The organism is Bradyrhizobium sp. Mp27, from assembly GCF_029953005.1.
Taxonomy (GTDB): domain Bacteria; phylum Pseudomonadota; class Alphaproteobacteria; order Rhizobiales; family Xanthobacteraceae; genus Bradyrhizobium; species Bradyrhizobium barranii.
The window spans coordinates 1-23,268 of the sequence record NZ_JASAUS010000122.1 but is presented as its reverse complement, the minus strand read 5'-3'; the positions used below and the strand labels follow the sequence as shown (position 1 = coordinate 23,268).

General features: G+C 58.7%; 21 protein-coding genes, 1 tRNA gene and 2 pseudogenes. 5 read left to right on the top strand and 19 right to left on the bottom strand.

What is annotated here, in order from left to right:
- From QJT78_RS38280 to QJT78_RS38235, 9 genes are all read right to left on the bottom strand, one after another.
- Positions 1-366 (bottom strand): hypothetical protein (locus QJT78_RS38280; protein WP_281460481.1); only part of this gene is annotated, 366 nt, incomplete at its 3' end.
- Between the two features lie 2,163 nt (positions 367-2,529).
- The gene (locus tag QJT78_RS38270) at positions 2,530-2,721 is read right to left on the bottom strand and encodes a hypothetical protein (protein WP_028153650.1); all 192 of its coding nucleotides are present in this window, start codon (positions 2,719-2,721) and stop codon (positions 2,530-2,532) included.
- Complete coding sequence (locus QJT78_RS38265; RefSeq protein ID WP_155258139.1) at positions 2,718-2,858, bottom strand: hypothetical protein; 141 nt, start codon at positions 2,856-2,858, stop codon at positions 2,718-2,720. The genes QJT78_RS38270 and QJT78_RS38265 overlap by 4 nt, the downstream gene beginning before the upstream one ends.
- A gap of 1,067 nt (positions 2,859-3,925) precedes the next feature.
- Positions 3,926-4,009: transfer RNA gene (locus QJT78_RS38260), tRNA-Arg, on the bottom strand.
- A 478-nt stretch (positions 4,010-4,487) separates the two neighbouring features.
- Entirely contained in the window at positions 4,488-5,285 is a 798-nt protein-coding gene (locus tag QJT78_RS38255; protein ID WP_028153651.1) for a hypothetical protein, read from the bottom strand.
- A gap of 30 nt (positions 5,286-5,315) precedes the next feature.
- Positions 5,316-6,488 (bottom strand): dihydrodipicolinate synthase family protein, encoded by a 1,173-nt coding sequence (locus QJT78_RS38250; protein ID WP_028153652.1) that lies wholly within the window; start codon positions 6,486-6,488, stop codon positions 5,316-5,318.
- A 15-nt stretch (positions 6,489-6,503) separates the two neighbouring features.
- Positions 6,504-8,120, bottom strand: coding sequence for a CoA-transferase (locus tag QJT78_RS38245; protein WP_038944693.1), 1,617 nt, complete (start codon positions 8,118-8,120; stop codon positions 6,504-6,506).
- 58 nt (positions 8,121-8,178) lie between these two features.
- Positions 8,179-8,856, bottom strand: a complete 678-nt coding sequence (locus QJT78_RS38240; protein ID WP_202802069.1) for a TetR/AcrR family transcriptional regulator — start codon at positions 8,854-8,856, stop codon at positions 8,179-8,181.
- A gap of 59 nt (positions 8,857-8,915) precedes the next feature.
- Positions 8,916-9,419, bottom strand: a complete 504-nt coding sequence (locus QJT78_RS38235) for a MaoC/PaaZ C-terminal domain-containing protein (protein ID WP_028153655.1) — start codon at positions 9,417-9,419, stop codon at positions 8,916-8,918.
- 107 nt (positions 9,420-9,526) lie between these two features.
- Here QJT78_RS38235 and ugpC point away from each other — a divergent pair.
- From ugpC to QJT78_RS38215, 4 genes and pseudogenes are all read left to right on the top strand, one after another.
- A pseudogene (gene ugpC, locus QJT78_RS38230) lies at positions 9,527-10,581 on the top strand (sn-glycerol-3-phosphate ABC transporter ATP-binding protein UgpC).
- Between the two features lie 111 nt (positions 10,582-10,692).
- Positions 10,693-11,940, top strand: a complete 1,248-nt coding sequence (locus QJT78_RS38225; RefSeq protein WP_038944694.1) for an ABC transporter substrate-binding protein — start codon at positions 10,693-10,695, stop codon at positions 11,938-11,940.
- A gap of 14 nt (positions 11,941-11,954) precedes the next feature.
- Positions 11,955-12,881 (top strand): sugar ABC transporter permease, encoded by a 927-nt coding sequence (locus QJT78_RS38220; protein WP_049807909.1) that lies wholly within the window; start codon positions 11,955-11,957, stop codon positions 12,879-12,881.
- Positions 12,881-13,732, top strand: a complete 852-nt coding sequence (locus QJT78_RS38215; protein ID WP_038944695.1) for a carbohydrate ABC transporter permease — start codon at positions 12,881-12,883, stop codon at positions 13,730-13,732. Before QJT78_RS38220 ends, QJT78_RS38215 begins: the two co-directional genes overlap by 1 nt.
- A 428-nt stretch (positions 13,733-14,160) precedes the next feature.
- Here QJT78_RS38215 and QJT78_RS38210 read toward each other — a convergent pair.
- From QJT78_RS38210 to QJT78_RS38200, 3 genes and pseudogenes are all read right to left on the bottom strand, one after another.
- Positions 14,161-14,526, bottom strand: a pseudogene (locus QJT78_RS38210) (tyrosine-type recombinase/integrase); the annotation flags it as partial.
- Between the two features lie 166 nt (positions 14,527-14,692).
- A complete protein-coding gene (locus tag QJT78_RS38205) occupies positions 14,693-15,235 on the bottom strand; it encodes a hypothetical protein (protein ID WP_155258140.1) in 543 nt (180 codons plus the stop codon).
- A gap of 479 nt (positions 15,236-15,714) precedes the next feature.
- On the bottom strand, positions 15,715-15,987 hold the full coding sequence (locus QJT78_RS38200) for a hypothetical protein (RefSeq protein WP_155258317.1): 273 nt from the start codon (positions 15,985-15,987) through the stop codon (positions 15,715-15,717).
- A gap of 78 nt (positions 15,988-16,065) precedes the next feature.
- Here QJT78_RS38200 and QJT78_RS38195 point away from each other — a divergent pair, with 78 nt between their 5' ends.
- Positions 16,066-16,257, top strand: coding sequence for a hypothetical protein (locus QJT78_RS38195; RefSeq protein ID WP_028154678.1), 192 nt, complete (start codon positions 16,066-16,068; stop codon positions 16,255-16,257).
- Between the two features lie 451 nt (positions 16,258-16,708).
- Here the strand turns inward: QJT78_RS38195 and QJT78_RS38190 are convergent, their stop codons facing one another.
- The 7 genes from QJT78_RS38190 to QJT78_RS38160 all read right to left on the bottom strand — a co-directional run bounded on the left by QJT78_RS38190 (position 16,709) and on the right by QJT78_RS38160 (position 22,762).
- The gene (locus tag QJT78_RS38190; RefSeq protein WP_038944699.1) at positions 16,709-17,065 is read right to left on the bottom strand and encodes a hypothetical protein; all 357 of its coding nucleotides are present in this window, start codon (positions 17,063-17,065) and stop codon (positions 16,709-16,711) included.
- A 590-nt stretch (positions 17,066-17,655) separates the two neighbouring features.
- A complete protein-coding gene (locus QJT78_RS38185; RefSeq protein WP_028154497.1) occupies positions 17,656-17,985 on the bottom strand; it encodes a hypothetical protein in 330 nt (109 codons plus the stop codon).
- 996 nt (positions 17,986-18,981) lie between these two features.
- Positions 18,982-19,380 carry an AbiV family abortive infection protein gene (locus QJT78_RS38180; RefSeq protein ID WP_038944701.1) on the bottom strand — a complete coding sequence of 133 codons (399 nt, stop codon included), beginning with the start codon at positions 19,378-19,380 and terminating at the stop codon, positions 18,982-18,984.
- A gap of 93 nt (positions 19,381-19,473) precedes the next feature.
- Positions 19,474-19,842 (bottom strand): hypothetical protein, encoded by a 369-nt coding sequence (locus QJT78_RS38175; protein ID WP_162137022.1) that lies wholly within the window; start codon positions 19,840-19,842, stop codon positions 19,474-19,476.
- Positions 19,843-20,304: 462 nt separating this feature from the next.
- Positions 20,305-21,201 (bottom strand): HWE histidine kinase domain-containing protein, encoded by an 897-nt coding sequence (locus tag QJT78_RS38170; protein ID WP_038944702.1) that lies wholly within the window; start codon positions 21,199-21,201, stop codon positions 20,305-20,307.
- 182 nt (positions 21,202-21,383) lie between these two features.
- Positions 21,384-22,013: a tetratricopeptide repeat protein gene (locus QJT78_RS38165; protein WP_240537719.1), complete on the bottom strand. Its 630-nt coding sequence runs from the start codon at positions 22,011-22,013 to the stop codon at positions 21,384-21,386.
- 65 nt (positions 22,014-22,078) lie between these two features.
- Entirely contained in the window at positions 22,079-22,762 is a 684-nt protein-coding gene (locus QJT78_RS38160) for a hypothetical protein (RefSeq protein ID WP_240537720.1), read from the bottom strand.
- Positions 22,763-23,268: the final 506 nt, after the last annotated feature.

The following is a 23,268-nucleotide window of genomic DNA, read 5'->3' as shown; positions in this document are numbered from 1 at the left end:
CTCCGTCGTTGCCGCCTCCATACCCCCCGCCAACGATTTGCAAACACGTTGATCAACAGACTGCAATCCCCACGCCAAACCTTTGCGAGTGGGACGCGAACGTCGCTTACGATGATCTTCCACTTCGGCACAAATCAAATTCCTATGCGCAAAGGCGCAGGGGGCCTGGTAATGAAGCTGCGTCTCAGCGATGGCGGCCGCGCTATCCCCGTCCATCGGTGTGAGCTTTGCTTGAAGCCAATGAGGCACGTAGGCGATCAGGCCGAAAGCCGGCTGTTCAAGTGCGACGACCGCGCTCTTGTCAGCACGGAGGCATGTCTTCCATGACACTACTTCGGTGGCTGCAAGTCCGGCGATTTCAGCCATTCGTCAATATGGGCGGTGATCTGGGCTGCGCGGGCCTTCCTCAAAAGGTCCTCCCGTTCCGTCCCCGGGGGCAACTGCTCTGTCCTTTCCCGTGCTTGTCTAGCTTCTTCGATGAGCCGTTCGCCTAACGCTCTATCCTGTTTGAACCGGTCGCGTTTCATTTGAACATCCTCCCGCACACCAACTCTTTCGGGATTTCAACTGTTCAATCCGGGAACATTACATCTGGCGCTCTCTTCTAGCGGAACATCCTCGTTGCGGCGTGCCGCCGCAAGCGGTGCGTGAGGCGGTCCTGGCGTCTCCGTCCTATCCAGCCCTCAAGGCGGCTGGGCCGCTCACGCTCGCAGAGTAGACTCACCGAGGAACAGACTGTCGGTGGAAGGCTTGTGTCTGCGGTGACTGCTTCCCTAACGAGGCAAGAGCCTGTCCGGAGGCCCCAGCATCAACATGCCCCGGCCGGGTGCTGGGGCTGCCACAGGCACAGGAATTAGGACATGCATCCCAATGCCAACACGGTTTTGGGAGTTTTGCTGGGTGCTGCTCTCCTGTACGTCATTTTTGCCCATTAGCGCGCCCAGGAGCAGATGACCGGGACCCGATCAAGCAGCACGGAGGCATCACACGTGCGGACGAAGCAGGAGGAAAGAGGCCGCCAACTGAGGCGCCCCTTACTCGTCTATCTCACGGAGCTTCTATTCTAGCCGGTCCATCTCGTCGCGTAAACTCTTGGCCCGTTCCACGTCCCAGCCAGTCCGCCGCAGCTTTTGACGGCAGTCCAAAAGCTTCATCGCTAGTTCTACGCGCTCGTTTTGATGGGGCATGACAGACATTCCGACGGTCTCCCCTATTGGACCATCGAAAGTCAGATTCGTTCAAACTAGGCCACCGCTACTTTCAAACTAGCCCACCAACTGAGGCGTCCTTACCGCATGCCCATGAACAGCGCCGCGACAAACAGTGCGGCGCCAAAGGCTGCAATGCCAAGGCAGATGAGTGCGTGAACTGAATACCGATTGAGATGGGGCTGTTCGATCATGGCCCTCACCTCGGCGGCTGCAAGCCCGGTGACTTGGCCCAATCGTCCAGATGGTTCGCAATGTCGGCTTGACGTGCCTTCCTGATAAGGGCGTCTCGCTCGGGACCAAGTGGAAGCACCTGAGCTATGCTGAGAACCTCTTTCGCCCATTCGGCCAATCGATCTTGAAGCGGAAGATCCGGCTCGCTTGAAGTTTGCGGATGCCGACCTTGCCCTCATTCTGAGGGCGGCGGGCGAAGCTAATCCCGCCACCGATCGCTGACGATCCTTACGAGGACGAAGCCTACCGGATTTGGGCGATCAAGCAGCGGGGCAAGAGATGATCGCTCGGATCATGCGCGCACGGATCGTGCGCCGACGCCATCCGCCGCTTCATCAAGGATCGCAGCGAACAGCGGGATATCCCCTTACGGCCATCGACCGCGCATGCAGCGTGCGAAGGCGTTGTCGAACAGGGTGGACCGTTGAAGGGCGCGGGACCTATGGGCGGCCAACGCACTAGCGCCCGCGCGCCGCCCGCCGATGTTGAAATTCCACCTCGGCGCTGAATAGCGAAGAGAGTAATCCTCGGCGTAGGCACGGCAATTTGCCGATGATTGAGCGAAAGAGCTTGTGATCACCAGCACGGATGATCCAAGCGTCGCTAAACCAGCCGCGACAACCAACTTTCGCCACCCCGACCATAAGTTGTCGTGCTTCATTTTAAAGCCACTTCAATGGTTAGTAGACCGGGCATCCGCGTATGTAAGCGCAGTCTGAAGCTTGCGACAATGCCGACGATTAACGCCAGCAGGAGTACGGGCTCGGCGTTCCACATCCGTCACATCGCTCACCGCTTTTGTGTACGATCAGCACAGGAAATAAAGCCGAGATTGCGCGATTGCAAATATCCTCAAGGGGCGCAGTCGCGCGGTTCCCCGCGTTTCCTACACGCTTCACAGGACCGGACGACCTCGCGCAGCTCCGTTCAATCCGAACGTGGCAGGCAAAGAGCGGCGACGGCGGAGCGGCGATCAGGCACACGATGGGCTGTAACCTTAGCGCGCGCGCCGAAGATCTCCGACTGGGCGCTTGATCAGCACACGATGCAGGGCAAGTGAGCGAGACATTATCGGACGTCGAGCGGCTTAGGCTGAATGTCGAAGAGAACTTCCATAATGCTTGAAGAAGTTATCAAGCTTCACTGGTTCGCCGGTATGTCGCCAGAACAGCTTTTTACCGAGGCTGGCCGCCACCGCGAGGCGGTGGTGGCCGCCGATTAGAGTATGGTCATCGGATGCTGTGGCGATGATCTCGCCGTCTTCGTCCACGATGATCATTTGCTGCCTCCAATCCAGCGCGCGGTCAGCGCCGCCGCGATGGTGCGCAATCCATCTAACCTCGTGCCGATCCCGGCGTTCCAATCCATGAAGATCACTGCGTCCGTATTCGACGTCTCGATCGTATCTTGCTTCATGCACGCGAGCTACTACAGGCGCTGCACCGGGACGATGAGCGGAGATGAAGACCTATCGACCCACTACGCTCTAGCCAAGCTACTTAGCTGCCCCCGTCGTAACTCCTGGCGCCGGCGTAACACCGCGCCGCACTTGGCGCGCCTCACGGCGACCCTCGCGGCGCACTTGGCGCGCGTCACGGCGATCCTCGCGGCGCTCGTGGCGCCCCTCACGTCGATCTTGACGCCTTTCCATGCCAGCGGTCTGCGCCTCCGCGTCAGGGACCATCAGCACGGTCGGGAACGCGGCAATTGCAGTCGCCAAGCCGAAAGAAGAAAGAAGCTTCCGTCGAGAGATCATGACTGCCTCCCTCACTGGACTGCCCCAAGATTAGAAGTTTACTCGCTTTGCCCGTCCTCGTCTTGATCTATGTCATTGGACGGATGCGCTCACATCCGCCATCGTTCGACGGTCGCGCCCTCGCGCGCGCATCAGCTCGACCACCCCCCACCCTTACGTCACACCTTTGTAGGTCGAAAGGTACGCCAACCGCCTGGCAGCGTCAGCGATTTCGGCCGGTGAGTTGATCCCTAGCTTTAGAAGCAATCGGGCTCGTTGTTGTGAAATCCGTTCGGCACGGTCTCCGAGCCGCCCAGCTATCTCACGATCCGTTTCCCGGCAGCAATGCGCCTTAGAAGCTGCTTCTCGCGTCGATTTAGCGGCTGTTCGCGCATGGCAGGATCGGCTGAAGCAGGGTCAACAATTCATCATCTTACAATCGTGCGAGCGGACGGTGGAGTGTCATGTGGTCGCGCGCGGGATCATCTGGCCGAGTGGGCCGCCGGTAACTCCCTGCAATTCCCGGCGACCCCTGTCGGTCACTCCCAATGCCTCTGCCCAATGACGGTAGGCGTGACCGCCATTGAGGGCCACCATACTAAGCGGCGTGACGGGCGAAATTGATCTCGATCAATCGTCGCCAAGGGGCCGTAGGAAAGCGGTCCAGCCGTTGTAGTGACCTGGAATAGCGCTTGCAGCAAGGACCACACGACTTCTCCGAACGCGACCGGGTGCCGGTCGTCACGCGTGCCGGTTCGACCACTCACCGGGAGCAACCAGGGCCGCAACCTGCGGATTAGAAATCCGCTGCCCTATCCATTGAGCTACGGGCGCGACGGCCCGTTGCCGATAAAAAATCGCCGAGATTGGCTAGACACTCCGTTGAAAACCTTTGGTCCATCTGCGGTCCGTTGTGGCGCCGAGACAAAATTAAATGATTGATTTTGTTGAAGGGTGGGACTTCTGCCGGGCCCACCAAGAATATCAGTATCTTGCATGGTCTTCGTTTCCCGCACCGCGACGACCGCACCAGAAACCGCGCCAGATACGTGCACTTTTCGTTCGTGCGCAAGCTCGCGAAGGCGTCGGGCTTGCGTGCTGATCACTGGATACGACAGTGCATCCACGATCCTCGCCTTTCCGGCTAACGGGGAAGCGCTGACGGGAGGCTATCCCGAAGCGGCTGGGCGAGCCCTTGCCTCCAAGGGAAGCGTGCGCTCCAGCGCATCACTTCAGGCCAGCCACCGCAATCTAGATCCTACGGCAACGTGACTTCAGTGCCAGTCGGCCGCTTGGCACGTACCGGCCTTTTAGTCAGCTGATAAAAGAAAATCGACCATCGTCTCCTGAAGCGCTCGATACATATCGTGGCCCGTCGACCAGATGCAGCCGATGGAGCCGGCGGCTCGGATCAGAGTGGTCTCCCCAGTCGCTGTCACAACGTCACCGACGATCATCGTGGGGCGCAACCGATCAGGGTCTATCGGACAGTTTTGAACGTCCTCCATGCCGGCCGGAGTTGCATTAGCGATAATATCGAACTCGTCGGGGTTGGGTCCCACCTCGGTGACCCGATCGCCAAAACGGCGCCGCAGCTTTCCCGCCAAATCGCTCTGGCGCATTTGATCGATGTCTCGGATCGAAAGTTCGGCGACGCCCGCCTCGAGTAGCGCGTAGCCTATAGCGGAGCCTGCTCCGCCTGCGCCAAGAAGGAAGGCCCGCTTTCCGGTAAGAACGCCGCCTTTCTGCAGAATGGCATCGACGAAGCCCTGTCCGTCGCACATGTCTCCCTCCCACGCGCCGGAGCGGGACCGGCGCATGACGTTCACTGCTTGCAAGAACGCGGCCCGTTCGGTGGCCCGTTCGCAGTGCTGGAACGCAGTGAACTTGTGCGGAACAGTGATGACGAGGCCGTCCAGATTGTGGATGACCTTCAGCGCGCGCACGACGTCTTCGAAGTCCTTCGAGGTTACGTGAAGCGGGACGAGGATTGCATTGCGTGATCTCGCCCGTAGCGAGGCGGTGACCTGGGCCGGCGACTTCACCTGGCCTATGGGGTCACCGAGGATGGCGAAGATCCGCGTGCTTCCGTCAACGATGGGCTGCAAGTCACTCTCCCGCTGCAGGTGCTCTCGCGTTCAGGCTTCGATCCCACGCGCGGCCATAATCGTCTTCATTCGTCTCGCCGCGAGGTCGGGATCGCGCAGGATTCCGGCCTTGTCTGAGAGACGGAAGAGTTCGGCCAGATGCAGGGTCGAGCGTGCGCTTTCCTGGCCACCGACCATCGTGAAGTGGTTCTGATGCCCATTGAGGTAGGCGAGGAACACCACGCCGGTCTTGTAGAAGCGCGTTGGCGCCGCGAAGATATGCCGGGAGAGGGGAACAGTCGGCGCGAGGATCTCGTCGAACGTCTCATGGTCGCCCTTCGCCAGACTGGTCAGGGCCGCCGCCGCTGCAGGTGCGATGGCATCGAATATCCCGAGAAGAGCGTGCGAGTATCCCTCGCTGTCGCCGGCGATCAATTCTGCATAGTTGAAGTCGTCTCCGGTGTACATCCGGACGCCCTTTGCAAGGCGCCTGCGCATCGCGACTTCCTTACCCTTGTCCAGCAGCGAAATCTTGATGCCGTCGACCTTGCCGGCGTGCTCGTCGATGATCTCGAGGACCGTGTTCATCGCAGCGTCCACGTCGTTCGATCCCCAATAGCCGGCGAGGGCTGGGTCGAACATGTCGCCGAGCCAGTGGAGGATCACGGGTTCGCGGATCTGTCGGAGAATTCGGGAGTAGACCTTGACGTAGTCCTCCGCATTCTTGGCAGTTCGGGTCAGCGCGCGCGAACACATCAGGATGATCCGCCCGCCCAACTTCTCGATGTCGGAGATCTGGCGTTCGTAGGCCGCGATGACCTCATCGATGGTCGATGGTGCATTGTCCGGGAGATGATCGGTGCCGGCCCCTGAGAAGACGAGCCCGTTGCGCGCCTTCGCTGCTGCGACGGACCGACGTATCAGCTCCAGCGAATTCGGCCAATCGAGACCCATGCCGCGTTGCGCGGTATCCATCGCCTCGGCAACGCCGAGCCCTAGGTCCCACAGATATTCACGGAATGCTATCGTGCGATCCCAGTCGACTGCGCAGGTGAGCCACGGATCACAATCTGCGAGCGGATCGGCGACTACGTGAGCCGCCGAGAAGGCAATCCGATTCATGCGACCGGGTTGGCGGTCCGGAAAACGCGTTGCTTGGCTTAGCGCGTAGGAATCCAGGCTCCCGTTCGCGAGAGGCAGGCGAAGGACTGTTTTGGCGGTCACGCTGGCATCTCCGGGTCAGGACGTTGTCGCGGATTGCGCGCCGGCGAGAGCTTGGAGGCGCGGATGGACGCTCGGCGTAGCCGCGGCGAAGTATTCGCCCACCTCCATTCGCCCGCTCCGGAAGATGCGCTCGTCCATGGTCTTGAGGTTCAGGGAAATCTTGGGCCGGAAACCCATCTGGCCCAAGACGTCGCGCTCAAGATCGATGCCCGGCGCAACCTCGATCAATTCGAGCCCTTCCTCGCTCGTGCGGAAGACAGCGCGCTCGGTCACGAATACCGTGGTTTGCCCGCGCTCCTTTGCATACTGGCCATTGTAGGAAGTCTGTTCGAGCTGCGGGACGAACTTCCTGTGCTTGCCTTCCGACAGGATGGTCAGTTTGCCGTCGCCGGCTCCGATTTTCAAACCGCCCGCCGTCAAGGTGCCTCCGAACACCATCTTCTTGGCGTTCTGGCTGATGTTCACGAAGCCGCCTATGCCGACGACTCGTCCGGCAAACCGGCTTATGTTCACGCTGCCGCGCGGATCGACCTCGACGGCCGAAAGGAAGGCGATGTCCAATCCGCCCCCGTCATAGAAATCGAACTGATAAGGCTGGTCGATCATCGCAGCATAGTTGCGTCCCGCGCCGGCGTCGAGGCCGCTCGCCGGTGCCCCGCCGATGATGCCCTGTTCGTTGGTCAGGGTGATGTGATCGAGAAGTCCTTCCTCCGCTGCTACCAGACCGATGCCGGTGCAGATGCCGGATCCGACGTTGCAGATGGCACCGGGCTCCAGCTCCATGGCGCAGCGCCTGGCGACAATCTTCCGTTCGTCCAGCGGCAGATTGGGAAATGAATCGAGCGGGATCTTCAGCTCGCCAGCAAAGGCGGGGTCATAAAACGTTTGATAGGTTTGTGCCTGATCAGGCACGACGACGACCGCGTCGACTAGCATGCCCGGCACCTTGACCGTCTTCGCCGGAAGACTGCCGCGGCATGTGAGGCGCTTCACCTGAGCTATGACCAGTCCGCCGCAGCGACGGGTAGCCTGCGCCATCGAGAGCATCTCGCCGAAAATGGCTTCATGCTCCATGGAGATATTACCGTCCTCGTCTGCAGTCGTGCCGCGAATGAACGTGACGTCGATTGGAAAGGGTTTGAAAAACAGCCATTCGCGCCCCTTGAGTTCGATAAGTTCGACCAGATCCTCGGTCGCGCGTTCGCTTTGCCGGCCGCCCGCCTGTCGGGGATCAACAAAGGTGTGCAGGCCAACATGAGTGATGAGGCCGGGACGGCCAGCAGCGATTTCCCGGATGAGCTGCGATATGGCGCCCTGCGGGAGCGTGTAGGCCTCGATCTTGTTTTCCGACGCCATGGCCGCGATCGGAGGGGCATCGACGATGGTCCCACAAACGATGCGCTTGAGAAGTCCCTCGTGCGCAAATCTCGATGCGCCGCGTTTACCGCGATCTCCCAATCCGACCGGATGGATCGATGTGATGGAGCGTGGACTTCCCGTGGTCAGGAAGCGCGCTTCGACCGCCTCAATTAGTCGCTCGGGCACGGCATGCCCGGAGCCGGAGCCTCCAATGAGGACTGTATCGCCGTCGCGGACCAATGCTGCGGCCTGTTCGGGGGTGATTACCCTCACTTCGAAACCTCCCATGGAGCGAGAATTCGAGGAAGGTGTACACTTACTTAGTAGTAAGTCAATGACGCTTTGCGCGATGCTCCCCGGAGTCGGATGGCTCGCCAGCGTAGACCTTCAGCATCACGCGCTCGAAGGCGGTGAAGAACTCTTCCAGTCGATCGAAACTGCCGGCATCCTGCGTAAACACGGAGGAACTGTTCACCAGATTGACGACCAGCAGCGTGAGGTCATCGAGCGGGGCGTCCGCTCGCAACTCTCCCGATCTGCAGGCCTGCTCGAAAGCCGACTTGATGGCTTCATGAACAGATCGGCTAAATGAAGTCAGGCTTTCCCGTGCAATGGGTGAAAGATCCTCGCTGTCGAGCCGGAGGCGCCCAATAAGGCTCCATGGTCGTCCGCCTGCCTTTCCGCGATTGAACCGCTTGTAGCGTTCAAAATTGTATTCGACCACGCCCTGCAACTTCTCTGACAGCGTATGTCCGTCGGCGAGCCAGATCGACTTGTGTCTGGCGGATGCCTCCGCGACGTAATCCGTCAACACCTCTTCGACGAGCTGCTGTTTGCTGCCGAAATGATAGTGGATGTTCGTAGTGGTCGTCCCGATTTGATCCGCGATGTCGCGGAAACTCGTATTGTGGAATCCGTGCCTGATCAGGAGCTCAGTCGCGACGCGCTTAATCGTATCTCGCATTCCCGTACGAGCGCCTGCCGTCCGGGTCTTCGTTTTCTGTGGCATAACCTACCCGCAGGGGTTGCTTGGATCGCCGATCACTTGAACAAGGGCGCGGCACACCGTCAAGCGGACGCGCTATCTCGAAGGCGCATCATAAGCAAGGTTTCTCCTTCCTGGACCGCTTCTCCCGTCTGTTTGAGGACCCGCATGCCGAGGGTCACGATTCCACGGTCCGGGCGCTTGGTGGCGCGCTTCCCGGCGACCGCGATCGCCACGTGAATGCGATCGCCAATCAGGATTGGCCCCTTGAACGACCAATTCCAGCTCAAGGTGGCAACCCCGAGTAGGCGGATCGGACTTCGTGTTTTCAGTCCATCCGCGAGGGAAAGCCCGAGCAGTCCATGTGCGATGCGCCCCGGAAATCCGACGCTCCTTGCAAACTCGTCGTCCATGTGGACGTCGAATAAATCGCCTGAAAGGCCAGCAAATCCAACCACGTGGGCCTCGGTAACCGTTACCCCCGCCGTGTCATAGCGGTCGTGGATTTCTAGATCATCGTAGCCGTATTCACCGGCAGTGAGTTTGCGACCAGCCGGAACGCCTCCAAGCGCGTCATTGGGCGTCATTGAGTTTCCCTTACTTTCCGATAAGTAAATTATCGCGTTGACGGAGTGCGCCGTCAACGGCTATTTGAACGTGGGTTGGTCCGCGTGTCTGGTCGATGGAGTGCGTCGTGGCTTCAGTTCAAATTCAAAACGTTCGCAAGAGCTTTGGGGCAAGCCCTGTCATTCATGGCGTCGACGTGGACATTGTCGACGGAGAGTTCGTGATCCTGGTCGGTCCCTCCGGATGCGGCAAGTCGACCCTTCTGCGGATGATCGCCGGTCTGGAGAGCGTCACGAAGGGGGCGATACGCATCGGTCAGCGCATCGTGAACGATGTTCCGCCGAAAGAGCGGGATATCGCGATGGTATTTCAGAATTATGCCCTCTATCCGCATATGACGGTCGCGGAAAATATGGCGTTCTCCCTCAAACTCCGGAAGGCGCCAAAATCCATAATGGATGATCGAGTGGCCAAGGCGGCCGGCATTCTCGGTCTCGAGAAGCTTCTCGATCGCTATCCTCGGCAGTTATCAGGTGGCCAACGTCAGCGCGTGGCGATGGGACGAGCTATCGTGCGCGATCCGCAGGTCTTTCTGTTCGACGAGCCGCTCTCGAACTTGGACGCCAAGCTCCGCGTGCAGATGCGAACCGAGATCAAGGATCTTCACCAGCGATTGAAAACCACCACGGTCTACGTAACGCACGACCAGATCGAGGCGATGACCATGGCCTCGTTGTCATGCATGACGGTCTCGTTGAGAAGATCGGCTCGCCTCTGGATCTTTATGATCGGCCAGGAAATCGATTTGTCGCGGGCTTCATAGGTTCGCCATCCATGAATTTCTTCGAGGGAAAAGTGACCGGCGACGGCTTTCACTCCACAGGCGGTTTTCGGCTGCCAATGCTCTCTGCCCCAGCGGGTTCCGAGGGTCGGCCGGCGATCTACGGGCTGCGTCCTGAACATATCGCACTAGATCCTTCGGGCGTTCCAGTCACCGTAAAGGTGGTCGAGCCGACGGGATCAGAAACGCAGGTCTTCGCCGACGCCGGCGGCCAGCAGATCGTTTGTGTTTTTCGGGAGCGAGTGGCGGCCTCGCCTGGCGAGACGATCCGCATCTCGGCGGATCCAAGGGCGGCTCATCTGTTCAACTCCACTGACGGCAAGCGATTGGTCGCAGCATGAACGAAGCGATGGGCCGCGGCGCGCCAGAGTCGCAGGTCAATTTTATTGACTTACTGGAAAGTAAGTCTAGCGTTTGAGAACTTTATAGAAACGATAAGGGAGAAAGGCGCCATGTTGGGAATTGATCTACGCAGGGTTCGTTCGGCAATTGCAATAGGTGCTGCTCTGGGCGGCCTGGCGATCTCGCCGGTGGTCGCACAGACCGGTCAGTTGACGATCAACACCGACCGCAGCGGAGCGGGTCAAAAGGCGGCGATGACCAAGATCGCCAGCGACTTCGAGGTCAAGAACCCGGGCACGAAGGTCACCATCAATTTCAGCGACGTCGAGTCGTACAAGACGTCGATCCGCAACTTCCTCGTCACGACGCCGCCCGACCTTGCATTCTGGTTCACCGGCGCGCGCATGCGTGCTTTCAGCAAGCGCGGTGCGTTCGAGGACATCAGCAAGTTCTACACCGATCAGAACCTCAAGGATGTTATGGGACCGTTCATTCCTGCGGTCACCGACGGCGGCAAGCAATTCATGATGCCGACGAACTTCACGACGTGGGGCTTCTTCTACAACAAGGAGGTTTTCGAGCGCGTCGGCGTTACGCCACCCAGGACCTGGGACGAGTTGATGGCCGCCGCCGCCAAGCTCAAAGCTGCCGGTGTGATCCCCTTCACGATCGGCACCCGCGATCTCTGGGCAAACGATCTCTGGTTCGACTACCTCGATCTGAGGCTGAACGGCCTCGATTTCCACATGGCCCTCATGGACGGCAAGGAGTCGTACACGGACGAGCGCGTCAAGAAAGTCTTCGCGACCTGGCAGCAGCCGATCGAGAAGGGGTACTTCTTGGAAAACGCGTCGTCCTATGGCTGGCAGGAGGCGATCCCGCTGCTTGCCCAGGGTAAAGCGGCGATGTACCTGCTCGGGCCCTACGTCCTGACCTCGCTTCCGGCCGACGTGCATGGCAAAATCGGCTTCTTCCCGTTCCCGGCGATGGATGCGAAGAACGACAGCTTCGAAGAGGTCTCGATCAACGGCGTCGGTATCCCGTCGGGCGCCAAGAACAAGGAGCTTGCGCTCAAGTTCCTCGCATTCCTTGCACAGCCGGACAATCTCGCGGCGTTTGCCAAGGCCGGCGCGGTGCTGCCCGCCCGGACCGATGTAGCGCTCGAGGACCAATTCTCCCAGGTTCAGATGAAGTTGGTTCAGGCCGCGAAGGGATCGTCACAGTTCTACGACCGCGACACGGATCCGGAGATGGCGCAGATCGGAATGAAGGGTTTCCAGGAGTTCCTGGCGAATCCACAGCGCGGCGAGGCCATCCTTGAGCGCCTTGAAGCAGCCCGTAAGCGCATCTTCAAATGAGCGAGAGGACCGAGATGGACGACTATGCGGACCTCGCTGTGGTTCCCCCCACGCGCCTCCAGCGCGTGTGGGAGACTCGTGCGGCCTGGTTGACACCGCTTCTGTTGCTGGCCGCTCCGGTCTCCATATTCGTTCTTTTGATCGTCATTCCGATCATCCAAAGTATCTGGATCAGCTTCTACGACTGGGACGGGACTGGCCCGGCAGCTTGGGTCGGGCTCGGCAACTATGCCGAGCTCTTCACCGATCCGCAGTTCTACGTCTCGCTGAAGAACAACGTCATTTGGCTGCTCCTGTTTCTGCTGGCGCCTGTCATCGGCTTGGCAATCGCCGTATTTCTGAATCAAACTCTTCCGGAGATGCGCTTCGTCAAATCGATCTTCTTCATTCCTCTCGTTCTTGCGCATGTGATCATCGGTGTAGTGTTCACATGGTTCTACGATCCGACCTTCGGCATCATCGCCATTCTGGCGCGAGCCGTGGGAATGACGCCCCCGGCGATCCTATCCAACGAACACCTGGTCACGTTCGGCATCATTGCCGCCGCGCTGTGGTCACAGATCGCGTTCTGCCTCGTTCTCTTTCTCGCGGGCCTGTCTCAGCTTGATGATGATCTGATCGCCGCAGGACGCCTCGACGGCGCGAGCGGCTGGCCCTTGTTTTACTACGTGGTGCTGCCTCAGCTCAGGCCTGTCACGTTCGTCGCCACAATCATCACCGTGATCATGTCGCTGCGAAACTTCGACATGATTGCGATAATGACGCAGGGAGGTCCGTACGGAAGCTCGACGGTTCTCGCCTACCAGATGTTCGATGCGACTATCTTCAGCTATCGGGCCGGGTACGGGGCGGCAATCGCCACGGTACTGTTCGCGATCATGAGCGTCTACATCGCCTGGTTCCTCCGGTACACCCTCAAGCAGGAGGCGGCGGAGCGCTAATGTACCCGCCCCCTATTCAAGACCGTCCGCTTCCGGTCCGTGTCGCATATCGAGTCGTCCTCTACGTCGCGATTGCTGCCTGGATCGCGCCGCTGATTGCCATCGTCATGACCGCGATCCGCGCGCAAGGCGACCTGCTGGCCGGAAATTACTGGGGGATGCCCCAGCATTTCGTGTTGGTCGAAAATTTCCGGGAGATCTTTGCCAGTTCGCCGATGGGCATGTTCTTCGTGAACAGTATCGTGGTCACGGTGACGACCGTGGTGGGAGTGCTCGTGCTGAGCACGCTCGCTGCGGTGGCACTCGCCAAGTATCCTTTCCCGGGCCGCACGCTCGTCTTCTCCATGTTCATTGCCGGTAACTTCGTGCCGTATCAGATCCTGATGATTCCGGTGCGCGGTATCGTACTCTCACTCGGCCTCTACGACTCGATCTGGGCTCTGATCATTTTTCACACCGCATTTCAGACGGGCTTTGCGACGCTATTTCTGCGCAATTTCGTGGTCGCCCTGCCGAATGAACTGTTCGAAGCGGCGAGGCTAGAAGGAGCAAGCGAGTTCACAATCATCTGGCAAATCATCGTGCCTCTTCTAAGGCCGGCTTTGGCAGGCCTTTCTGTGCTTGTATTCACATTCGTATGGAATGACTATTTCTGGGCTCTAGTGCTGGTCCAGAGCGATGCCGCAAAGCCGCTTACGCTTGGACTTGCGGGTCTCAAGGGAGAGTGGCTCACCGCCTGGAATCTTATTTCGGCGGGTTCGCTGGCCGCGGCACTTCCACCTGTTGTTCTGTTCTTTCTCACTCAGAAGCACTTCGTTGCAGGGCTCACGGTCGGAGCTGTCAAATCGTAGGACTATGGCATGAGTCGGCCTCGCTTCCCCATGATGCCGGTTAAACCGACTCAACGTCGGCTATGGGTCAAAAAAGCTGACGATCTCCGATTAAGAACGGTCGTCTCCAATCGCTCGATAAGCAGACATGCAGCTTGGCATTCAGCGCCTTATCGCTATCGCTCAGACGTTCAAGGTGACGCGTCTCGGGCCTTGGTAGCAAATAGCTTCGCGTGGGCTCCCGACCAAATTCCCGCCTCGGATGCTCGCCAGCGTGAAGCCCATAGCGACGACGTATCCCCGCGTTGGGTTTATGGTGCGCTCGGAGGGAGGTCGCATTTGGCGTGATTTCAAAGGGTTACAGCCAAGGACAACGCGTTTTGGTGCATTTCAGGCCCAAAAGCACCTTTTGGCCCAGTTGCTGTAGAAGGGCCCTGCCCTACGCGAGGTCAGGTTGGCCACCGCTCATAACAGTCTGGTTGCAGGTTCGAGTCCTGCTGGGATCGCCAAGCGGCTTTTGCCGTCAATGATTTCAATAAGTTATCGTCACTATTGCCTAACTCATCGGGTGGGTTAGGCAGTCGGATGTCAAATCCGCCTTCAAGTTTCGTCATGGCAGCAACGGCGAGCTTCTTGCGCGCGGCTTCGCGACAATAGCGCTCGATTTCGCGGATATCGGTGTGGCCAGTGATGCTCATGATTTCGAGGGCGCTGCAGCCGGCCTCAGCAAGACGACGACATGCGGCTTTGCGGACTCCATGTGGCGAGGACTTCGGAGGAAGCTTAGCGTCGCATGCCGCTTCGCTAATCCACGTGGAGAACGCTTTCTCTCGCTACGAGCGTGGCCGTGCATGGTTGCGATGAAGGCCGGCCCATCCTTGGGGCAATCGGCGATATAGCGGGCCAGGTCGCTATGCACCGGAATGCACAACTCAACATGGCCCTGGCTCTTCTTTGTACTGATGACGAAGCCGTCGCTAGTTAGGTGCTGCCAGCAAGACGCACGGCATCGGAGCGGCGTAGGCCAGTATGCAATAGCACCTCGAAGGCGAGCCGTAGCGGCGTGCCGACCTCGTGGTGCTTCCGGAACTTGGTGATGTCCTCCTCGCTCCACGTCCGATGGCCGGTTGTTTTAAGCCTCACCTTCTTGGCCACGACGACGGGATTATCGGCGTGCATCCCGGCCGACACGGCATAGTCCATCAGACCTTTAAGCCGCTTCCGGAAGTTGCTCGCGGCGGATGGCGTATCGGCCATCTCGTCAATCAGCTTATTTATGTGTTTTGGCAGAAGGCCAGCAATCGGCCCTTCACCGTGCTTATCAACAAAGCGGTCCGGTACGCCGCTATAGGTGGCCTTTGTCGTTTCGGCCAGCACCTTGAATTCAGTCGAGCCGTAATATCCGTGCACGGCCGCCGCTATGCTGCCGGCCCTGACGCGCCGCAGTTCCGGCGTCGGCTCGTCCGTGCTCATGGCCGCACGATAAGCCGTCCAGAATTCGGGCGTGTACAGCGGCGCGGGCAAAGCGACTTGCGCCCTGCCCGGTCGTCTCAGGTATACGCGATGCTTGCCGTGCCTATCGATGTACTCGTTTACGTATCTAGGCTTTCGCCGCTGCATGCCTTGTCCCAATAGCTGTCGTCATCATTCGCGACTGAAACACCATCAAACAAGCGATCCAGGTCGTTGCGGTCCCAAATGCTCACGCCGAATAGCGCCAGCGGCTTGGGGGCGGCGCCGGCCCTTACCTGCTTGTCGAAGTGAGTCGGGCTGATCCCGAGATATCGAGCCGCATGGCGCGGCGCAGGCCGCGTGGCTGTACGCGGTGGTTATCGTTTGCGGGATTGGGCAAGAGCGCGCCCCTGAGTAATAGTATTGCTCTGCATTACCTCGCCGGCTGAGCCGACGCACAAGAATGGGTGAACCGCTGGCGTTTCGCTGCTTGGGTTTCAGCAATCCAGTGGCCGGCGATTCACCACCATTCCCTCAGTATACCATGCCGATCAGGCCAGCTCAGGCGCGGCGCCGAGCAAGATGACCTCATCATCCGAAGTTCGCTTCGCCCGTGCGGCGCGCGCGTGTTCCAGCCGCAACGAACCGTTTGAGTCGTGGCGCGCCGCCCACTCATCGAGGTTGCCACCTGAAGACTCGTTGAGAAGTACATAAAGACCGCCGTTGCGAATAATGGGGTCGCAGCCCTTGGCTCTTAGGCCGGTATAGACGTCTTCGCACAGAAAGGCGTGGACGGGTCGATTTTGATGGTGGCGCCGCCGCAAAGATTAGTCATTGGTATTATTTCCCTACCCCCGTCCCACGACCATTCACAGGACATGATTTCGTGGTATCAAGATTCCATGAAGAAAACAACGAATGATCGCACGCTTCCACAGAAGCGGCCTCCTGTGACCGGGGCCCCGGTTATGGTCCGCGTCCAGCCCGACATGGCCAAGGAAATAGACGACTGGCGCCGCCGCCAGGATGATTTGCCAGGCCGGCCTGAGGCCATCCGCAGGTTGGTGGAGATCGGACTGAAGGCCAAGAAATAGATGCCAGCGCGTGCCAGTCATCTGCCGACTAGCTCGGAGCGAGATGCATTGCAGAAACTGCGAGCGGGTCGCGAGCTGACACTGAGAGCCCTTGAGCCCACCGGTCAGCGCACCATCGCAAACATGCTGTCGAAGAACTGGATTGAACGTGGGAGCACGGCAGGAACGTACCAGATCACGCCAGCAGGCCTCGCTGCCTTGCGCGTCAAGATACCCTAACGCCGAGAGCTGATTCGGATTTCGCCGTCAAAGGCACAGGAACCATCCTGCGGGCCAGAGATTGATCTCTTGCTTCAGGTTTCCCCGGCCTGAGGCGTCTCAACAGCGGCCTCCGCGTTGCCCCCGCGGGGGCCGTCTTGTATGCGAGGTACCATGGACGAGAGCTTGCGAGTGATGCTTGCGATCAGCGCGACAGCGACCGTCGCCGCTGGGGCGTTCTTTGCCATCCGTTTTATCGTGGGATTTTACGGCTAGACCTCTTCGATAGCTGCTTGTGCAGCGCATCAAGCTTAGATGTCTCACCCGCCCCGTCATGGACAACCCACGATGCCCCCGAGCGCTTCACCGAAAACGCCCCGTGGGGAAAGCTGGGTGTTTCTTTCCGCTCAACGCGACACAGCTTCCGCATTTCGGCAATTGCCTGAAATGACGTGAAGTCCTTTCCAGCGATGCGCTCAACAGCGAGCCGGCCGCGCTCAGCCTCTCGACGCAGACCGCTCGCGGTCATCCCTCCATCAGGGAAAGCCAGCTTGGCAATCACGGCAAGGCGGCGCGGGGTGTCGTCGTTCCGGTCGATCGAATCGGCCATACACAGAGCATGGCCAACGAAGATGGCGGCTGGATGGAGACTTAAAAGACTAGTTGCCCTCCCCGCTTCGCTCGCCCTATGGTGGCGCCGGGGCTGGGGAATTCAATGGGACTCGTGACTGAATCGAATCGCGTTAGGGCATTTCGCCTCAGAATCGCAAAGGACATTCCGAAGTTTCCGAACGATAGGGCCTCGCTCCAGGCACTCCAATCTAAGTCGCTCAGAGCACTGCTCATCGATTATGGAAACTGGAAGATTAGGTACATCGCGCCGCGTGCGCGCGCTGTAGTGGACGAGTCCCGAAACACGCTCTATGTCCTGCGTATTAATGCCGAGAAGCGAACGTAAGCCTTGGCTCAGTTGGCGGATTCATCGTGCTGTTCTAGTAAAAGAACCACAGCGCGATGATGATGAGTGATCCCAGAAATATTACCGACACCACCGCCGCTCCGAGGCAACCACCACTCTGATTCAATGCCGACCTCCCTTCACGGGAGCAAGCAGGTCGGAGACAAGGAAAACGGCGAGCGAAGCGCCGCTGATTTCAGGCCCCAAGCCGGGCTCGGTATGGCACCGCCGGTCGGGCCAGCTCATTTGCGTTCGAGCAGTTTGGTGAAGGTCAGCCCCGGATTGATCGCCAGCATATTGATGATGTCGGGCAGCGGCATCTCGGGCGCATCCACCATCACCTCGAAATGACAGCCGGGATGCGCGACGTCGAAGTCGCGCAGATGTTGCAGCCACGCCTGTTGCAGGGATTCCGGGACGTGGGCGATGGTGAGGATCTTGACGTCAGCGGGGGCATAGTCGCGCGCTTCGGCATCCTCCGGTGACAGACCTTGCTGGCGATGGACTTCAGCGCCCTGCTTCACTTTCTCCATCCAGCCATCGACCCACGCTTTGAGATCGGGATTCTCCATATGGTCGCCTCCGTTTCATGAATGGTCTTCGCGGCCGGGTGCACAGAGCGAAACCAGATTAAGACGGGCACGCCCTTGAGCGCACCCGTCCCCTCCAACGGCGCCGGAAGCTTGGGCAAGGCGGCCGTGGAGACGCGACCCTAACGGATTACGCCGGGTTCTGGTTTCAAATGGGTCGGGGCGGACGTGCCACTACGGGACCCCGCCCCTAGAGCCGCAGGGTTGCCTTCGGCAAGGCCGGGGCGGCGGGGCCGTCGAAGCCATGACGTGAGCGCAGAGCTTTTCGACCGCGCGGCACCTGCGCGAAGCTGTCCCGAACTCGCCGGCGCTCTCGTCGAAGTTCAGCTCGGCCCGCCATTGTGGGTAGACCACCAACCCGGAGATCTCGTATCCGCGGGTGTCAGCGATGTCGTGGGTCGTGCTTTTGCCGAAGCCGGTCCGCTTTGTTACGCTGGTGATGTAGACGTCGAAGCGGTCCTTTTCCGCAAAGGAAGCTTGCGTCTTTTCATCCCAACATGGTCGGTGTTTAGGTTGCTGTTCCTTGGCGATGTCGCCTGTTGTCTTTTTTCGCCCAAACAACATTTGCCCCCTCCGGTGTAGTTCAATCTTACGCCTGCATCGGCCACCCTTTAAGGTTGAAGCCCAGCCTGACTACGCAGATATACCCTCCCGCGTCCAATCTGGACAATCTCCAGCCATCAGGAGACGGCACAGTGATTTCCTATGTTGCCCATGATGGCGTGGTAAGTGCGGTCCTGGGCTGCAACGCTGCCGGGGAAATCGCGTCGCTTAGCTGCGGTCCTGCAAAAGAAGCCTATCGCCGGAAGTCGAAGCCAGCGTTAATAGCCGCGTGAATTATCATCAGGTCTTGGGTCGGCAAATCAATCCTCGAACCAGCTCTTTCGTTTTGGCTCTACCAACATATCAATTCCCGAGTGGTCTCTCTCGCTAGATCGATTGCCCCCCGGCCCGCGTCCCATGCACTTTCGTCTGCGATCACTGGCACCCTGACAAGCATGCGCCAAAGCTGAACATCACCATCCGTGGTGACGTAGGCGAGTTCGGGAGAAACGCTGTATTTTGCGCGACGATTTGCGCAAGCATTTCTGGTGAAATCCGCTCGCTTGGCGAGACAAACTCTTCACCCTGCCAATCCACATAGAGAGATGCATTCTTTGCATCGTTCGACGCCTTGTGGAATTGCATCTGAAACTTCTTGAATTCCTCCCCTGCCGCTTCCCAATCGCCACGCATCTTGGCCTCCTGTTCCGCCTGCGAGCCCTCGACCATGTATGCATTGGTCTTGTTCTTGGAGTCGTGACGTCTGAAGGCGGACAAAACCTTTTCCTGATTGACGTCGAGGCCCGCCAACAAGCTGGTCGCCCATGCTCCCATGTTCTCGATTTTAGAGCCAGCTAGCCTGGATTAAAATTGAGACACTAGGGCTTACCCGTCGAGGGTTGAGCATCGCTTGGAGCAAAGAGTGATTTACTTCCGGGGCTCCACGGTTGTTTTTGTTGATCCATCCGGCGCTGCTTGCATCCCAGGTGGGCTTTGCCCTTGCGGGCTTTCCGGCGGCGCACCACCTGATTTTGTCTCAAGAGGTCCGGTCCAGCCCTGCGGCTGCAATTGACCTTTTTCTTCCGGCGCCGAGCGCCCAGTCGGGGTCTTCAAGTCTTTTCCCGGCTCGGCTTGGGCTAACGCAAATCCGCACGACAGGGCCCAGCAGATCGTCGTTATCAGAATAGTCCGCATGGCGGCCTCCGCTTGGCAGAATGTAAGAAACAGGCTGGGCCGCGCTTCAGTTCCGTGTAGCAACGGCGAACGACGTTGGAAAACGACGTCCGCAATGGTCATAAGAACATTCTTCGAGAGAAATTTGATGAAGGCAGAGGGCCCGTGCTGTTGCGCCGGCTTTTGCCAATAGCTCGGCCTCGAAATAAAGCTTCTCGGCGTTGTCAAACGTCTTTTCAGACGCCGCGCACAAGAATACTCAAGAACGCACGATCAATCTTCGGAGATGATGTCTCAAGGTTGCTCAACCGCTCTACAGTGAGGGGATCGAACGGATGCGGCAAAATTCGGGTGAATTGAGATCTGCTTTTGCAGATTTTTGCACTGTTCACACATAGGCTCGCCGCATTGGATCAGGCGGGAGCATGAAGCACTCACAGTCACCGATAGTTGCCGAGGTTCGCTCGATGATGTGGCACGTTACCACGAAGGTGGGGTTCCCGACAGCGTAACGGAAGTCCTCATTGCCGGTATGGACTCGCATCCCCGCGATCAGCGCAGCGCGGGACGCTCCGTTGGCCAGGCTCACCCGATTTCGATTGATATGTCGGCCTTTAGACCGTCTGGTGCGAACTTCATTTCGACTTGAGCGCCTAATTGATAAGGTAGCAACCGCCGCAAGAGTTGGCTGCCGAATCCGGTCCGCGTCGGCTGCTTCGTGATCGGAACATTGGACTCCGCCCACTTCATTAACAGGCGGGTCCCCTCCAGCGTCCAACTCACACGCAGAACACCAGCAAGAACGGAAAGCGCACCATATTTTAGCGCGTTGGTGGGTACAAACCTCTGCTCGTTGTCCGTCAACAAGGAGTGGGTCTTCGCCAAGGTGGCGATCCGACCGTTGAATGCCTGCTGAAAGTCATCCATTGAGCGCGAGGCACGAATCGTCGAACCCGCGATTGCCTGAACGGTCGCCAGCGTGTTTTTGATGCGGTGGTTTAATTCGTTGAGTAGCAGGCGATGCAGCTCCTCGGCTTGTTTTAGTTTTGTCAGGTCTCTGCTCGCCCCGGCAATGGCGACCGGTTTTCTCTCGAGACCATCAGCTTCAAATTCAACTTGGCCCCACGCGCTCAGCCACCGCCAGCTGCCATCGTGCTGCTTTACCCGGTATTCCACATCGTAACGTCCGCTGCCCTCGGGATCGAGAGCATTCGCGACCCGCGACCACATCAGGTCCAAGTCATCAGGATGAAATTTATCCTTAACTCCCTCGTCATCGTGGAGAAAACGCGCCTCAGTTAGCCCGTAAAGCCGCTGAGCATTTTGATCGTACACGCAGATATTGTCGGCCAGAGTGTAACGCCAAGTCCCCATATCTGAGGCGGCCATTGCAAGATCGAAGGTACGTTTCTGTTGCTCAAGAGCCTGACGCAGCTCCCGATCATCTGTCAAAACTCGGATTGGCTTGGTCACGTTGGCCATCGCGTCATTTAGACTGCGGCCATTCGGCTCATGGGGCGTAACAGCCACGCACGACCAACCGTCGCGTTGTCTAGTAAGCGCGTGACTGTGTCGCGTCGTTACATCCAGAAGTTCTTTCGATCCGCAGTTGTCTAGACAGTAGCTGCACATCGAAATCATGCGTCGGCCACGAAGACCACGCGTTACACCCGCCTCATAGTCTTGGAAGTCTTCCCATTGATTGCGTCCGAGCCAGCCGATGCCGATGCCAGATCTACATAGGCGTACAAGTGCGAATTGTTCAGATTGACCGAGCGCCCGCATTCCTCGATGGCTTCTCCATATTGGTGCAGGTGCAAGTGTGCATGGCAGAGCCAGAAGCGCCCTTGGAAAGCAAAAGGATCTCTGGGACTGAGACGGAGAGCCAACTGGACCGGCGAGAAGGCCTCGCGCGCGCGCCCCGAGACGACGAGTGCTATTGCTTTAGCAGCGTAGGCAGCCGGGTTATTTGGATCAATTTCGAGCGCCGCATCGTATTCAGCCAATGCCTCCTCAGGACGTCCAAATAGAAGAATGCTTCCCTTGGTCGTATGAGCACTGGCGCTTGCCGGGCTTTTGGACAGAACTCTGTCGATGAGGTTGATCGCTTGCTTTTTGTCTTCAACAACGGACGCAGACCATCGGTTATTCATACCAACTGCGAGACACCGCGCTTTGCCAATCAAGGCCTCAACGTTGTCCGGATCGAGGCGTAGCGCACTATCGAATAGGTCCTTTGCCTGACTATTTTGGATCTTCGACTGCGGCCCATAGAGCTTTGCCCAACCGCGCATCGTGAAGTCCGTAGCGTCTGGATTCCTGGATCGGTCCACTTCGCTGCGACGGCTTTCGGCTTGGATCAGTTCGATGTTAAGCGAGCGAGCCGTGCTGTGATCTGGTCCTGCAAGGCAGAGAGGTTCGTACGATCGCCGTCGAAACGATCGGACCAGACGTCCCGACCGCTCGCGATATCCGTAAGTGATACGTTGACCCGGACCTGATCTCCGTTGCGCCGCACCGCGCCTTGGACCGCCCAGCGGATGCCAAGGTCCTTGCCGAGCGTCCTGAAGTCGATCTGCTTGTTCTTGTATGTAAACGCCGTTCCGCGTCCGATAACGAACGCGCCGGGCATTTGCGCGAGGTCGGTCGTCAGGTCGGTCGTGATGCCGTCGGCGAAATAATCCTGTTCCGGATCGTTGTTGACGTTTGCGAACGGCAGGACGACTAGCGACAAGCGGGGAGGAATGTCGGGCCGAGCCGTAGCCTCCCATTGCGTCTGTTGCTTGTCCGGAAACACGTCAGTGCGGAGCGTCTTCCACACAGTCCAGTAGCCGACGAGGCCACCCGCGATCGCCCCGATAGCCGCAATCGAAGCGAGCGCCCCGCCGATCAACTGCAATCGCGCCCGGAGGCGCCCCTTAAAGTTGCGAGTCGATGCCGGTTGGTCCGGAGGCTCGTCATCAGATAGCGTTTTGTTCAGTGAGTCACTATCGGATGCCGGTTTATTCGGTCGGTCGCTGGAGACTTCTGAGTCCGTCACCATTGCCTCTCCGCAGCCAAACGCCCGGATGCTCGAACTAGCAGAGTTTTGCGGCTTTGCGTTGGTCAGGGTTGCTTACTATGTTCGCGGCTCTTACAAGTTGTTGCGGTGATGTTGAATGGACATCCGCTTCGGGTTCAAAAGCCGACGAACGCAGCGTGAGCAAATCTCGTCCGCTATCTCCAGTAAGCTGACCTCAATGAGGGTTGCCGCCACTTCACTGATGGGCCACCAGCAGGCATGGCCAGCGGTTAGCAGCCAGTCCGGAGTGTCGGCATGTCGCACAGGGCAAAATCCAGAAGTGCTCGCCACATCCGATCATCTTGTAGGTATGTCGCGCTATTGTCGGGTCACTCACAGAACGAGATTGTTTTGGTCTTCAACGCTCTTTGGGGGTTGACAGAGCTGGCCCCGGTTGTTTGGACAGCGCCCCGCTGGATTTAAGTGGATTCCTGCCGGGTTATGCTGAACGCGGGGCTTTACGGTTTTGTCGTTGCGTCGGGAGGGCG